At 70.5% G+C, this 14,345-nt stretch carries 11 protein-coding genes; 6 read left to right on the top strand and 5 right to left on the bottom strand.

The window, feature by feature from the left end:
- Positions 1 to 8 precede the first annotated feature (8 nt).
- Together pobA and ACE37J_RS18430 are read left to right on the top strand one after the other, a co-directional pair.
- Entirely contained in the window at positions 9 to 1,178 is a 1,170-nt protein-coding gene (gene pobA / locus ACE37J_RS18435; RefSeq protein ID WP_409713982.1) for a 4-hydroxybenzoate 3-monooxygenase, read from the top strand.
- The gene (locus tag ACE37J_RS18430) at positions 1,175 to 1,621 is read left to right on the top strand and encodes an NUDIX domain-containing protein (protein ID WP_409713979.1); all 447 of its coding nucleotides are present in this window, start codon (positions 1,175 to 1,177) and stop codon (positions 1,619 to 1,621) included. Before pobA ends, ACE37J_RS18430 begins: the two co-directional genes overlap by 4 nt.
- Positions 1,622 to 1,657: 36 nt before the next feature.
- Here ACE37J_RS18430 and ACE37J_RS18425 read toward each other — a convergent pair whose 3' ends face one another.
- Genes ACE37J_RS18425 through ACE37J_RS18410 form a run of 4 tightly spaced genes read right to left on the bottom strand, consistent with a single transcriptional unit; the run spans position 1,658 to position 5,207 of the window.
- A complete protein-coding gene (locus tag ACE37J_RS18425) occupies positions 1,658 to 2,563 on the bottom strand; it encodes a DMT family transporter (RefSeq protein ID WP_409713976.1) in 906 nt (301 codons plus the stop codon).
- Entirely contained in the window at positions 2,560 to 2,958 is a 399-nt protein-coding gene (locus tag ACE37J_RS18420; protein ID WP_409713973.1) for a (deoxy)nucleoside triphosphate pyrophosphohydrolase, read from the bottom strand. Before ACE37J_RS18420 ends, ACE37J_RS18425 begins: the two co-directional genes overlap by 4 nt.
- Positions 2,955 to 4,334, bottom strand: a complete 1,380-nt coding sequence (gene argJ / locus ACE37J_RS18415) for a bifunctional glutamate N-acetyltransferase/amino-acid acetyltransferase ArgJ (protein WP_409713970.1) — start codon at positions 4,332 to 4,334, stop codon at positions 2,955 to 2,957. The genes ACE37J_RS18420 and argJ overlap by 4 nt, the downstream gene beginning before the upstream one ends.
- Positions 4,335 to 4,340: 6 nt before the next feature.
- Entirely contained in the window at positions 4,341 to 5,207 is an 867-nt protein-coding gene (locus ACE37J_RS18410; protein WP_409713967.1) for a peptidylprolyl isomerase, read from the bottom strand.
- A 270-nt stretch (positions 5,208 to 5,477) separates the two neighbouring features.
- Here ACE37J_RS18410 and secA point away from each other — a divergent pair, with 270 nt between their 5' ends.
- Positions 5,478 to 8,510 carry a preprotein translocase subunit SecA gene (gene secA, locus ACE37J_RS18405; RefSeq protein ID WP_409713964.1) on the top strand — a complete coding sequence of 1,011 codons (3,033 nt, stop codon included), beginning with the start codon at positions 5,478 to 5,480 and terminating at the stop codon, positions 8,508 to 8,510.
- Between the two features lie 122 nt (positions 8,511 to 8,632).
- Positions 8,633 to 8,983, top strand: coding sequence for a hypothetical protein (locus ACE37J_RS18400; RefSeq protein ID WP_409713961.1), 351 nt, complete (start codon positions 8,633 to 8,635; stop codon positions 8,981 to 8,983).
- Between the two features lie 9 nt (positions 8,984 to 8,992).
- On the opposite strand, the gene ACE37J_RS18395 is transcribed toward ACE37J_RS18400, so the two are convergent.
- Complete coding sequence (locus ACE37J_RS18395) at positions 8,993 to 11,275, bottom strand: xanthine dehydrogenase family protein molybdopterin-binding subunit (protein ID WP_409713958.1); 2,283 nt, start codon at positions 11,273 to 11,275, stop codon at positions 8,993 to 8,995.
- A gap of 164 nt (positions 11,276 to 11,439) precedes the next feature.
- Here ACE37J_RS18395 and ACE37J_RS18390 point away from each other — a divergent pair, with 164 nt between their 5' ends.
- Positions 11,440 to 12,831, top strand: a complete 1,392-nt coding sequence (locus tag ACE37J_RS18390; protein ID WP_409713955.1) for a hypothetical protein — start codon at positions 11,440 to 11,442, stop codon at positions 12,829 to 12,831.
- A gap of 44 nt (positions 12,832 to 12,875) precedes the next feature.
- Positions 12,876 to 14,333 (top strand): substrate-binding domain-containing protein, encoded by a 1,458-nt coding sequence (locus ACE37J_RS18385; protein WP_409713952.1) that lies wholly within the window; start codon positions 12,876 to 12,878, stop codon positions 14,331 to 14,333.
- Positions 14,334 to 14,345: the final 12 nt, after the last annotated feature.

The raw sequence follows: 14,345 nt of genomic DNA, 5'->3' as shown, positions 1-14,345 counted from the left end.
GAGGGGCAATGCGTGTTCAGGTCGTCATAATCGGGGCGGGGCCTTCCGGCCTCCTCCTCGCGCATCTCCTGCGGAGGAGCGGCGTCGAGACGGCGGTGCTGGAGCGGCGGCAGCGCGGCCATGTGCTCGCCCGCATCCGCGCCGGGGTGCTCGAATGGGGCACGGTCGAGACGCTGCGCGAGGCCGGACTCGGCGCGCGGATGGATCAGGAAGGTCATATCCACGAGGGGACGTATTTCTCGGCGCGCAACCGCGGCTTCCGAATCCCGCTCGCCGCGCTCGCGGGGCGGCCCGTCATGGTCTACGGCCAGACCGAGGTGACGAAGGACCTCTACGCCACGCATGACGAGGCCGGGAGCTTGCTGATCGACGGCGCCGAGGGCGTCGCGATCCATGAGGCGGGCGGTGCGGCCCCGTTTGTCACCTATGTAAAGGACGGCGCGGGACACAGGATCGACTCCGATTTCGTGGTCGGCTGCGACGGGTTCCACGGCGTCAGCCGCCGCACGATCCCCGCGAGCGTCCTAACGGAATACGAGCGTGTCTATCCATTCGGATGGCTCGGCGTTCTCTCCGAGTCGAAGCCGGTGAGCGGGGAGCTGATCTACGCCCAGCACGAGCGCGGCTTCGCGCTCTGCTCCATGAGGAACGAGGGGCTCTCGCGCTACTACGTTCAGGTTCCCGCCGGTGAGGAGCCTGAGGCCTGGCCTGACGCCCGGTTCTGGAGCGAGCTTCGCCGACGCATCCCCGCGGAGGCGGCTGAGGCGCTGGAGACCGGTCGGGTGATCGAGAAATCCGTCGCCCCGCTCCGCTCCTACGTCGCCGAGCCAATGCGCTGGGGCCGGCTCTTCCTCGCCGGGGACGCGGCGCATATCGTGCCGCCAACGGGGGCGAAGGGCCTCAACCTCGCCGTCTCCGACGTGCGCTATCTCCACGAGGCGCTCGCGGCCTTCTACCGCGAGGGGGACGAGGCGGGGATCGACGGCTACTCCGCCCGCGCGCTCGCCCGCATATGGAAGGCGGTGCGGTTCTCCTGGAGCCTCACAACCATGCTCCACCGCTTTCCGGAGCAGACGGCCTTCGACCTCCGGATGCAGGAGGCCGAGCTCGACTGGCTGGAAGGTTCGGAGGCGGCGCAGCGAGCGCTGGCCGAGAATTATGTGGGGCTCCCCTATTGAGCGCCGCGGACTTCGCGCCGCTCGGCCCGCAGGCGGGCGCGCTTGAGGATTATCGCGGCGCGGTGATCATCCCGCACGATCCGGCGGGCCGCGTCCTCCTGCAGTTGCGCGACCTCGCCGCGCCGGTCCATCCTGGCGAATGGGGCCTCTTCGGCGGCGGGGTTGAGCCGGGGGAGAGCCTCGCCGAGGCCGCCGCGCGGGAATTCGAGGAGGAGACGGGGCTCCGCCGCCCACCCACCGCCTTCGCGCCCTTCGCCAGCATCGTCTCGCCCGTCTCGCGCCGCGCGCTCTTCGCCTTCACGCTTTCGCTGGATGTCGGGGCGGAGGCGATCCGCCTCGGCGAAGGCGCCGGGTTCGGCCTCTTCGCGCCCACGCAATTCGCTTCGCTCCCCATGGTGGGCGCGACGCGACTCCTCCTCGCGGCCTGGGCGGCGCGGCGGTGATGTTCAACAGCCCGCAAGTCTGTTGAAGACGCAACCCTAGCCGCGCCGGAGCGCCGGCAGCACCATCACCGCGGTCAGCGCCGCGCAGGTCAGCGCCATGGAGACGACTTCGCGCCAGCCGACGATCTCCCCGAGGATCAGCGCGCTGGAATAGACCCCGATCACCGGCACCGCGAGCGTGCCGATCGAGGCGATGGCGGCGGGAAACATCCGTACGACCTTGAAGAACGCCCATTGGCAGAAGATCATGGGCAGCGCGAAAAGATAGAGCAGCGCGATCCAGACCTTGGCGCTCAGCGCCGTCAGATCCGGCGCCGGCTCGAGGATCAGCGCGCCCGGCAGGATCACCGCGAGGCCGATCAGCAGTTGCCAGCCGATCAGCGCGGAGACGGGCGAATCCCATTCGTATTTCTTGAAGAGGACGGTCCCCGTCGCCCAGCTCAGCGCCGCGCCAAGCATGAAGAGCGCGCCTGCAGGCGCCGACGAGAGCGCCATCAGATCCGGCCCGATCAGCACGGCGAGCGCCGCGACCCCGAGCACGAGCCCCGCGACCTTGTAGGCCGTGATCCGCTCCCCGAGGATCAGCGCGCCGAGCAGCGCGGCCCAGACCGGCATGGTGAAGGCGATGATAGAGGCGCGACCCGCCGGCATGAGCGAGACGCCATAGCCGGTGAAAAGATGCCAGCCGACGATGTTGAAGAGCGCGCAAATGAGCAGAGGCCGCAGCTCCCGCCGCGTCGGCCGCAGCGCGCCGGTCGAGGCCCAGGCGATGGCCATCAGGCCGACCGCGCCGACGCCGACGCTCAGCACCCGGAACCACCAGATCGGCAGCTCCGAGAGCGCGATCTTCATCCCCGGCCAGTTCAGCCCCCAGAAGAGGCTGACGAAGGCGAGAAGGACGAACCCGCCGACGGGGAGCCTTTCCGCGCGCGCGAGGCTCACAGCCAGTCCCTCAGCGCGGCGACGAGAGGCACGTCGGCGGGCGGCATCGGCAGGTCGCGCAGCTCCGACGCGCGCGCCCATTTCAGCCTCTGCCCCTCCCGCGCCGTCACGACGCCCTCCCATTTCCGGCAGGCGAATAACGGCATGAGGAGGTGGAAATCCTCATAGGCATGGGAGGCGAAGGTGAGCGGCGCAAGGCAGGAGCGCCAGGTCTCGATACCGAGTTCCTCCCGCAGCTCGCGGATCAGCGCCGCCTCCGGGCTCTCCCCCGGCTCGACCTTGCCGCCGGGAAACTCCCAGAGCCCGGCCATGGACTTCCCCTCGGGCCGCTCCGCGACCAGCACGCGCCCGTCCCGGTCGATCAGCGCGACGGCCGAGACGAGCACGACCTTCAAGAGCGGTAATCCGCGTTGATGTCGATGTAGCGATGGGTGAGGTCGCAGGTCCAGACGAGCGCCTCACCCGAGCCGAGGCCGAGATCGACGCCGATCTCGATCCGGTCCCGCTTCATCGCCGCAGCGCCTTCCTCCTCACGATAACCGGGCGCACGCCAGCCCTTTTCCGCCACGAGGATGTCGCCGAAACGGATCGTAAGGAGATCCCGCTCGGCCGGCTGGCCGGACTTGCCGACGGCCATGACGATCCGGCCCCAGTTCGGGTCCTCCCCCGCAATGGCGGTCTTGACCAGCGGCGAATTGGCGATGGCGCGGGCGACCACGGCGGCGGAAGCCTCCGATTTCGCGCCCGTGACTTTCACGGAGACGAATTTCGTGATCCCCTCCCCGTCCTCCACGATCTGGATCGCGAGGTCGGTCAACGCCGCGTTCAGCTCCGCCTCGAAGAGGGCGGCGCGCGGGTCGCGCCGCGTCAGGATCGGCTCGCCCCCGGCCTTCCCGGTGGCGGCGACGATCAGCGTGTCGGAAGTCGAGGTGTCCCCGTCCACCGTCGCGCAGTTGAAGCTCGTCTTCGTCGCGCCGGAGACCATGGAGCGGAGCAGCGGCTGCGCAACCGGCGCATCGGTGAAGACGAAGGCGAGCATCGTCGCCATGTCGGGCGCGATCATGCCGGAGCCCTTGGCGAAGCCGGCGATGGCATGAGGAACGCCGCCAAGATCGAACTGCGCGCCATATCCCTTCGGGAATGTGTCCGTCGTCATGATCGCCTCGGCGGCGCCCCTGCCCGCGGAGGGGGAGAGCGCGGCGGCGAGGTCGCCGAGCTTCGCGGCGATCTTTTCAGCCGGCAACGGCTCCCCGATGACGCCCGTTGAGGCGATGATCACGCCCTCGGGCGCCCCGCCGACCGCTTTCGCTGCGGCGGCGGCCGTCGCCTCGACGCCCTTCATACCGGCTTCGCCGGTGAAGGCGTTGGCGTTGCCGGAATTCACGACGATGGCGAGAGGCCCCTTCGGCGCGGCTTCGTCCATCGCCGCGAGCCGGGCGCGGCACCAGTCCACCGGCGCGGAACGGGTGGCGGAGCGGGTGAGGACGCCGGCGACGGCGGAGCCCTCCGCGATCTCGGCCAGCATCACGTCCGTCCGCCCCGCATAGCGGACCCCGGCGGCGCCGGATGCGTAGCGCACGCCGGCGATCTCCGGCAGGTCGGGGAAGGGCCGAGCGAAGGGGGAGACGGGGCCCTTCGACTTCGCCTTCGGGGGCGAGAGGGCCGCGATCTCCGCCTCCGTCTCCGCAAGCCGGGCGCGCAGCTTCTCCGCCTTCTCCCCGAGTTTCAGCAGCCGCTTTTCCGGGTTCTTCCTCGTCTTGCCCTCGCCCATCCCCGCCTACTCCACTGCGATCTCGTCATTGCGGAGCTGGTCGAGCCCCGGCTGACCCTCGGCCGTCGAGACGTCTCCGGCCTCGCGCAGCGCCTCGACCACGGCGTCCGTGATCTCCCCGCTCATCGCGCCGATCAGCTCCTCGCGCACCTCGTCGAGCGTCGGCGCCGGCCGCTCCCGCGTCTCTTCGAGCTTGATGACATGCCAGCCGAACTGGGTCTGCACCGGGTCGGAGACCTGGCCGGGCTCCAGAGCAAAGGCGGCCGCCTGGAATTCAGGAACCATCTGGCCCTCCTCGAACCAGCCGAGATCGCCGCCGACGGGGGCGGAGGGGCCCTTGGAGCGGGTCTTGGCCAGCTCCGCGAAATCCGCGCCCTCAGCCTTGGCGAGCGCCGCGATCTCCGCCGCCTCGGCCTCGTCGGGAACGAGGATGTGGCGCGCCTTGTACTGCGTCGGCTTAGGCGCGTTCAGATAGCGCGCGACATATTCCGCCTCGACCGTCTCCGGCGTGATCCGCTCGTTCAGCCGCTCCCGCACATAGAGTTCGGCGAGGAAGCTCGTGCGCTGGAATTCGAGCCCGCGGAGCACCGCCGGCTCCTCGGCCAACCCGGTTCGCTCCGCCGCCTGGCGGAGGAGGATCTGCCGGGTCAGCTGCTCGATCAATCCATCGAACAGCACCGTGTCCGGGATCGCCTGGAATTGCGGCGGCAGCTCCATGCGGAGCGCGACGATGTCGCGGAGCGTGATCTCCTCCCCGTTCACGGTCGCGAGAACGAGCGAGGGATCGACCTTCGGCTCCTCCTGCGCGACGAGCGGCGCATGGGGCGCGAGAAGCGCTAGCGCGGCGATGAGGGACGGGGAAAACAGGCGCATCGGCGGCCTCCATGGGGCTGCGAGAGAAGCGGCCGGGCCGCGGCCGCGCCCCTTCGGCGAAGCCCGGCCCGGGCGCGCGGCGTTGACAGGCCCGGAGGCGGCGCATACATGTCCGACCGGCCCACGGGCCCGAACGGCGCGCGCCGCCTTCATCTACGATGTCGGGCCGTGGCGGACAAGCGCCCCCGACCCCATCCCGTGAAAACCGCGCGGCCCGAGGGCGCCCCTGAGCCTTACGGGCGCGCTCGGCGCCACAAAGAAGGACGCGCGATGCTCGGTCTTGGCGGAATTGCGAAGAAGGTGTTCGGCACGACCAATGACAGGGTCGTGAAGGGGGCCACGAAGCAGGTTCAGGCAATAAACGCGCTGGAGCCGCAATTCACCGCGCTCTCCGACGAGGCGCTGGCGGGCAAGACGGCGGAGTTCCGTGCGCGGCTGGAAAAGGGAGAGACGCTGGACCAGCTTCTGCCCGAGGCTTTCGCCACGGTGCGGGAGGCGGCCAAGCGCACGATCGGGCTCCGCCCGTTCGATGTGCAGCTGATCGGCGGCATGATGCTGCACCAGGGCAAGATTTCCGAGATGAAGACGGGCGAGGGCAAGACGCTTGTCGCGACCATGCCCGCGTATCTCAACGCGCTGGAGGGCAAGGGCGTCCACATCGTTACGGTGAACGATTATCTCGCCCGCCGCGATGCGGACTGGATGGGCCGCATCTACCGCTTCCTCGGCATGACCGTCGGCGTCATCGTCCCGAACATGGACGACCGGAGCCGAAAGGCGGCCTATGCCTGCGACATCACCCACGCGACGAACAACGAACTCGGCTTCGACTATCTCCGCGACAACATGAAATACGGGCTCGACCAGATGGCGCAGCGCGGGCACCGCTTCGCCATCGTGGACGAGGTCGACTCGATCCTGATCGACGAGGCGCGCACGCCGCTCATCATCTCCGGTCCGACGGAAGACATGTCGGATCTCTACATCGCCATCGACAAGTTCCTGCCGGAGCTTGAGGCGGGCGATTTCGAGATCGACGAGAAGCAGCGCACCGCGATCCTGACCGAGGAGGGGACGGAGCGGGTCGAGCAACTGCTCAAGAAGGCCGGGCACCTCCCGGAGGGCACGACGCTCTACGACCCCGAGAATGTCACCTATGTCCATCACGTGAACCAGGCGCTTCGCGCGCACAAGCTCTACCAGAGGGACAAGGACTACATCGTCCGCAACGGCAAGGTCGTCATCATCGACGAGTTCACCGGCCGGATGATGGAGGGCCGCCGCTGGGGCGACGGGCTGCACCAGGCTGTCGAGGCGAAGGAAGGCCAGCCGATCCAGCCGGAGAACGTGACCCTCGCCTCGGTCACCTTCCAGAACTACTTCCGCCTCTACGACAAGCTGGCCGGCATGACCGGCACGGCCATGACAGAGGCGGAGGAGTTCCGCGCCATCTATGGCCTCGAAGTCGTGGAGATACCGACGAACGTCGCCGTCGCCCGGAAGGACGACGACGATCAGGTGTTCCGCACCGCACAGGAAAAATACGTCGCCATCATCCAGGCCATCGCGGACGCACATCACCGCGGGCAGCCCGTGCTCGTCGGCACGACTTCCATCGAGAAGTCGGAGATGCTCTCGGGCATGCTGAAGAACGGGAACGTCCTGCGGGACGCCGCGTCGAAGCTCCGCGACTTCGCGGCGAAGCTGAACCAGAAGAAGGAGGCGGCCGAGATCGCGCGCCTCACTGCGGAGGCCGAGCGGATCGAGGCGCTGGCGGCGCTGCCCGAGGGCGTTCCCCATCAGGTGCTGAACGCGCGTTTCCATGAGCAGGAGGCGCAGATCATCGCGCAGGCCGGCGCGCCGGGCGCGGTGACCATCGCGACGAATATGGCCGGACGCGGCACCGACATCCAGCTCGGCGGCAATCCCGAGGGGCGCATCCTCAACGCGCTGATCGAGGCGCACAAACCGGAAATCGAGCGACAGGTGAACGCCGCGGCGGAGCAGATCACCGCAGCGCAGCCGCCGCTGGAGGACCCGCAGCAGAACGCTGCGCGCGCCCAGGTCATCCGCCAGATGGTCGCGCAACAGATCGTCTCATCCGCTGTCAAGGTGCTGAAGGCCGAGGCGGACGAGGGCAAGCACGAAGACGTCGTCGGCCCGATCAAGGCCGAGGTCACGGCGGCGAAGGAGGCGGCGAAGGCCGCCGGCGGGCTCTGGGTGATCGCCACCGAGCGGCATGAGAGCCGCCGAATCGACAACCAGCTCCGCGGCCGCTCGGGCCGGCAGGGCGACCCGGGCCGCTCCACCTTCTACCTCTCGCTCGAAGACGACCTGATGCGCATCTTCGGTTCCGAGCGGATGGACGGGATGCTCCAGCGGCTCGGGCTGAAGGAAGGCGAGGCCATCGTTCATTCCTGGGTCAACAAGGCCATCGAGAAGAGCCAGGGCAAGGTCGAGGCGCGAAACTTCGACATCCGCAAGAACCTGCTGAAATTCGACGACGTGATGAACGACCAGCGCAAGGCCATCTTCGGTCAGCGCCGCGAGGTCATGGAGGTGAAGGACGTCGCCGAGACGGTGGAGGAGATGCGTGTCTCCCTCATCGAGGATCTCGTGACGCGCCACATTCCGCCCCGCGCCTATGCCGAACAGTGGGATGTCGAGGGCCTCGCCGCCGCGGTGAAGGAGCAGTTCGCGCTCGATCTGCCGGTCGTCGCCTGGGCCGCAGAAGAAGGCGTGGACGACGAGGCGATCCGGGACCGGCTGGAGGCCGCGACAGCCGAGCAAGCCGCGCGCCGCGTCGCGAAGCACGGTGCGGAGCCGATGCGCGCGGCGGAAAAGGGCGTGCTCCTCGAATGCATCGACGCCGGCTGGCGCGAGCACCTGACGACGTTGGATCATCTCCGCTCGGTGATCGGGCTGCGCGGCTACGCGCAGCGCGACCCGCTTAACGAGTTCAAGTCCGAAGCCTTCGAGCTCTTCGACCGGTTGATGACCCGGTTCCGCGTGGACGTGACCCGCCGCCTGAGCCACGAGGACTTCCCGGCCGAGCGCCCGGCGCAGCCGCAGATCCCGCCCGAGCTTCTCGCGGCGATGCAGGGCGGCGCGCAGCCCGCCCCGGCGGCGCCGCGGCCCGCTGCTTCACCCGAATCCGCCGCGCCCGAGCCTGCGCGGGAGGCCGCAGCCGCTGTCGCGCTTGATCCCGCGCGGCCGGAAACATGGGGGAAGGTGGGTCGGAACGATCCCTGCCCGTGCGGCAGCGGGAAGAAATACAAGCATTGCCACGGCCGTCTGGCCTGATCCGGCGCCGGAATCGTCACATCGCTGTCACCGTAGGCAGGAGTCTGCGCAACCCGCAGTTGCCTTGCGTGCATTCCTGCACCATTTTCAAAAAAGTGGGCGGGGACAGAGAGGTGACGACGATGCGCGCTTCCATCCTGTTATGTCGCGGCGGCGCGGACGCGAGTTCCGCCTCGGCTTTCGCCTTTGCGCAGGCGCGGGCCGCGCGCCAGACCCGCGCAGCGGCGGAGCGGATCGCCGCGCGGGTGGAGTCCGCCTATGCAGAGGCCTGTCGCGCCTTCATCCTTCATTCGGAGCGTGACGGCGCGCATCCCGCGCTCCGCCTGACGCTCGAACCTGAGACGCTTTCACCGCGCTTCGAACTTGTCGCTTCGGCCGGTCGCAATCCGCGCGGAACCCCTCGGGCGCTCCGCGCGCTTCGCGTCCGCGCCTTCCTCGAAGCCCGCGCGGGGCGGGAGGAGGCGCGAGCCTGAGGCAGCGGCTTAGCCCCTCAGCGCCTCCCAGACCCGCCACGGGGAGAACGGCCCCTCGATCGGGCGCCCTCCCGCGCGAAGCAGCGCGTCATGCGCCGCCAGGGTCGCAGCAGGAATGCCGGCGACCGTCCCCGACTCCCCACCGCCCTTCACGCCATAGGGATTGGTCAGGCAGGGGATCTCGATGAATCGCGGCTCCAGCGCCGGCAGGTCGTCCGCCCGCGGGATCGCATAATCCATGAAGCTCGCCGTGAGCGGCTGGCCCGTCTCCGGGTCATAGACGGCGCCTTCCAGCAAAGCTTGCCCCACGCCCTGCGCCACCCCGCCCTGCGCCTGTCCGCCGGCGAGAAGCGGATTGATGATGACGCCGAAATCGTCGGCCATCGTGTAGCGGGCGAGCGTGAGGCGGCCCGTTTCGAGGTCGATCTCCACTTCCGCCGCGTGGCAGCCATTGGGGAAGGAGGGTTCCCGGTCCCCCACCACGCCCATGGCGGAGACGCCGCCCCGCTTCTTCACGACGGAGAGGAGCGATGCGCGCCGGTCCGTCCCCGCGATGGCGAAGGCGCCCTCCTCGGGGAGGAACTCGACATCGGCGGGGGAGACCTCCAGCTCCTCCGCGGCATCGGGGAGCGTGAGGCGGATGATCTCGTCCGCGGCGTTCCGGAGCACCCGCGTCGCCATGATCGTGGAGCGTGAACCGCCCGTGCCGCCCCCGAGCGGCAGCGCGTCGCTGTCCCCCGGCGCGAGGCTGATGGAGCCGATATCGAGTCCGAGCGCGTCGACGAGGACCTGCCCCCAGGTCGTCTCATGCCCCTGCCCGGTCGACTGCGTGCCGATCTTCACCAGTACGCCGCCATCCTCGCCGATGGAAACCTCGGCGTTCTCGTCCGGCCCGCCGCCTGTCCGCTCCATGTAATAGATCGCGGCGCGACCGCGCACGGCCCCGCGGGAAGCGGCCTCGGCCGCCCGGTCTTCGAACCCGCCCCAGTCGGCCGCTTCCAGCGCGGCGTCGATCAGCCGCGCAGGGTCCAGCGAATCGAAGACGAGCCCGCCCGGCGCCTTGTGCGGCATCTCCGCCGGGGTGAGCAGGTTCAGCCGCCGGAGCGCGACCGGATCGACCCCCATCTCCCGCGCAGCCTTCTCCATCAGCCGCTCGGTGCAGTGGATCACCTCAGGCCGCCCCGCCCCGCGATAGGCGTCCGTCGGCGCCGTGTTGGTGAGCGCGCCTTTCACGCGGACATGGATCGCAGGCGTGCGATAGACGCCCCCGGTCAGCCCGCCGGAGAAGATCGTGTGGATCGCCGGCCCCATCGTCGAATGATAGGCGCCGAGATTGGAGACGCTTTCCGACCGGATCGCGAGGAGCCGCCCCTCCGCATCGAAAGCCCCCTCGATCACGGTGTCGAGGTCGCGCGCCTGCGCGTCGGAAAGGAAGCTCTCTGAACGGTCCCCGATCCACTTCACCGGGCGCCCGGTATCCTGCGCGGCGAGCGCGGCGAGCGCGTATTCCGGATGCTGCATGATCTTCATGCCGAATCCGCCGCCGATATCCGGCGCATGGATGCGGAGCCGCGCCGGCTCCACCCTCAGCGAACGGGCGATGCCGTTCCGCATCGAATGGGCGCCCTGGCTGCCGACCCAGCCCTCCCATCGCTCCGTTCCGGCGTCGAAGCGGATCACCAGCCCGCGCGTCTCCATCGAGGTGACGACGAGCCGCTGGTTGACCACATGCTCCCGCACGACATGCGCCGCAGCGGCGAAGGCCGCCTCCGTCGCCGCGGCGTCGCCGGCCTCCCACGAATAGGCGAGATTGCCCGCCGCCGCCTCGTGCAGAACCGGCGCCCCCGGCTCCAGCGCCGCGCGGGCGGAGACGACGACGGGCAGGTCCTCATAGTCCACGGCGATCATTTCGGCGGCATCCCGCGCAGCGGCGAGCGTCTCCGCTACGATGAAGGCGATCGGCTGCCCGACATGGCGGACGACGCCCTCCGCCAGATGCGGCTGGCGCACCGGCGCGAAACCAGGCAGGGGCGCGGAGCTTTCGAGCGGCGCCAGCCGCTCTGCGACATCCCCGGCGACATAGAGCGCCGCGACGCCCGGCGCCGCCCGCGCCGCCTTTACGCCGGAAACGGCGATCCGCGCGTGCGCGGCCGCGGCGCGAAGGACGTAGCCGTGAAGCAGCCCCTCCGGCGCGTGATCGTCGATATAGCGCCCCGCGCCGGTGAGGAACCGCACATCCTCCCGCCGCCGGACCGGCTGACCGACGCCAAACTTCATCGCGCTGAATTTCATGGCGTCGCCCTCCTGTCTGCCTCTTCGCGGCGCAACTTAACGCCCTGCACGGCGGGCGCCAGAGCGGGCGGCGCATTGCCGGCTTGCATTGCGCGGCCCTCGACGGGAAAGATCGCGCCCTGTCGCGGGGCGCGCGGCGGGCGTTCAGGTGAGGAGAGGCGGAGTTGTTTCAGGACGACCGGGTCATGTCGATCCTGACCGGCCTCGTCATCGTTGTGGCGATGGCGACGCTGGCGCAGCGCTCGGACGACCTGATCGACTTTTTTCTCCGGGAACGCGCGGCGATGATCGCACCGGCGGACGATTCCGTGATCGCGGCGGCGGGGGAGACTCTCCTCATCGACGTACTGGCGAACGACCTCAACGTGATCGAGGCAGACCGGGCGAACCTGCGCATCGTCGCCTCCCCGTCCTGCGGCGCGGCGGAAGTAGCCGAGGCGGGCATCCTCTATGTCGCGAACGATCTTTGCGTCGGGGAGCAGGTCTTCTCCTATTGCGCTTCGCGGGGCGATTCCTGCCCTGTCGCCTTCGTCCGGGTCGCGGTGCAGGGCCCGGGCGCGGCGCGGGAGCCGTCCGCCGCGGCCTCCGGGCAGACCGCCGAGACGGCGCTGCTCGCTCAGCCGGCCATCTCGGAGAAGCCGGCGGAGCCGAAGGCCGAAGCAGGCGGGCCCGAGCCCGAGGCGGGGCCGGGCCCCGAGCCGGACGCCGCGCCTTCGCCACCCCGCCATTCCGTCGCCGACATCGCCGCCCCGACCCGTGGCCCGGCGGACGAGCAGCGTCTCGCCTCCCCGGCGCCGGGCGCCGCGCCGGCCGAAACTCCCCGCGCAACCCGACCCGCCGCCGACGCGCTCGCGACGGCCGAAGAGGGGCGGGCCTGCCCACCGGCCATCGCCCGCTCCACACCGGCGCCGGGCGGCGCGAGCCGCGTGCATGTCCTCGCCCCTTGCGCGGCCGGCGCCGTCGCGGCGCTCGACCATCGGGACGTCGCCTTTCCCGTGCCGCTCGATGCAAAGGGAGAGGGCTGGATCGACCTGCCGGTTCTCGACGCAGCCGAGGGCGCGACGCTGCGCCTTCCGGCGGGGGAGGCGCTTCCGGTTCCGCTCGCCTTCGACGAGGCCGAGCTTTCGCGCATCGTCCGCGTAGCGATCGCCTCGCCCGCCGCCGCGCGGCTCCATCTTCACGCCTTCGAATACGCCGCAGCGCCGGGTGGCCCCGGCCATGTGCGCTCCGGCGGCGCGCCGGGCGACGGCGCTGGGCGGGTGGAAAGCTTCGCCGCGCCGCCGGGCGCGCCCGCAGCGGCGGGGCTGAGTCATGTCGAGGTCTATTCGCTCCGCCTCGGAGCCGGGGGAAGGCGCGGCGTCGCGCGACTCGCGCTCGATCCGGCGGCGGGGGCATGCGGAGCGGGCGGCGCGACGGAATATCTGGTCATCCGCGCCGAGGGCGGTAAGGTTCGCGGCGCGGTCAACGGCAGCCTCGCCGCCGCTTCCTGCGATGCGTCGGCCGGCCTGGCCGCACGGCTCGCCGCGGGTGCGGTGACGGAGCTGAGAATCGAGTGAGGCGCGCGCCGGGGGGCGTGCGCCGCAAGCGACAGGGGTGGGGCATGGGACTGTTTCGAACCGGAGCCGGTTTCCTTGGCGCATTCCTCGTCGCCGCCGCTGCGTCGGCCGAGCCGGTGACGCTGACAGCCCGCGGCACCGGCTTCACCGTGACCGGAGAGCTTCTGGAATTCGACGGCGCGCGCTACGTCATCGCCTCCCCGATCGGGAGGCTCACGATCCCGGCGAGCGAGACGGACTGCGCCGGCGCCGCCTGTCCGCCGCCGCCGCCAGCAGGGGGCGCGGTGCGGATCGCCGGAGGCGGCGCGCTGGCGGCCCTCCTGGCCCCGGCGCTTGTCGAGGCGATGGCCTTTGCGGCTGGCGGAACGGCGGAACGGAACCCCGAAGCGTCAGGCGAGGCTCCGCGCCTCCTTGCGCCGTTCGGCGGCGCGGAGCCAGCCGAATACCTCATTGACCCGAGCGGAGACCCGGCCAGAGCTTCCATCGCGCTCGTCGCCGAGGCCGGCGAGGAGGCGCCGCTGGCGCTCGACGCGTTCGTTCTCCTCGTCTCCCCGGCTTCGCCGGTCGCCTCGCTCACCTTCGCCGAGGCCGGCAGAATCCTTTCAGGGGCCGCGTCCGACTGGTCGGATGTCGGCGGCCCGCCGGGGCGAATCGCGCTCCATCTGCCCACCGAAGGGCCGGAGGCGGATGCGATGGCCGCCTTCCTGCCAGGCGGCGCGAAGCCCGCCCCCGGCGCGACGCGCCACGCTTCGCTGCGGGACCTCTCCGACGCCGTGGCGCGGGACCCGGCGGCGCTCGGCTTCGCTACCCTCGCTTTCGAGCGGAGCGCCCGCGCGCTGACGCTGGAGACGGAATGCGGCGTTCCGGCGGAGCCTAGTCGCTTCGCGGTCAAGGCTGGGGACTATCCCTTCGTCCACCCCCTGGCGGCCAAGCCGGGGCCCGCGCTTTCGCCTGCGGCGCGCGCCTTTCTCGACTTCGCGGCCTCCGAGTCCGGCCAGGCGGAAATCGCCGCCCTCGGCGCGGTGGACGCGCGGCTGGAGACGCTTGCGCTCAACGCGCAAGGCGCGCGGATCGCGAATGGCTTTCTGAAGGCGCGGGCGCCGGCGGCGGCGACCCTCATGGCCGAATTCGCCGCCAGCGTCGTCGCGGCGGAGCGGCTCTCCGCAACCATCCGGTTCGCCGAAGGGGACGCGTCGTTGCCCGCAGGGTCGCGCGCCGCCCTCGCCGCGCTGGTCGATGCGGCGGCCGAAGGCGCATTCGCCGGGCGGGAAATCCTCGTGATCGGCTTCGCTGACGATGCGGACGGCTTCGCAAGCGGCGTCGCCATGTCCGTCCGGAGGGCGGAAGCCGCAGAGGCCGCGCTCCGCCTCGCTCTCTCGGCCGCTGGCGCGGCGCCGGTCCCGATGCGAGCGAGCGGCTACGGCCCGCTCGCGCCCGTCTCCTGCCCAGGCCCGGGCGGGCGCCGGGTCGAATTCTGGGTCAGGTCCGCGTCGCGGCCCTGAACGGAGGCCGCC

Origin of the sequence: Pikeienuella sp. (genome assembly GCF_046290545.1) — a bacterium.
Classification (GTDB): Bacteria; Pseudomonadota; Alphaproteobacteria; order Rhodobacterales; family Rhodobacteraceae; genus Pikeienuella.
Note: the sequence above shows the minus strand (reverse complement) of the source record. Positions and strands in the feature narration are given on the sequence as shown.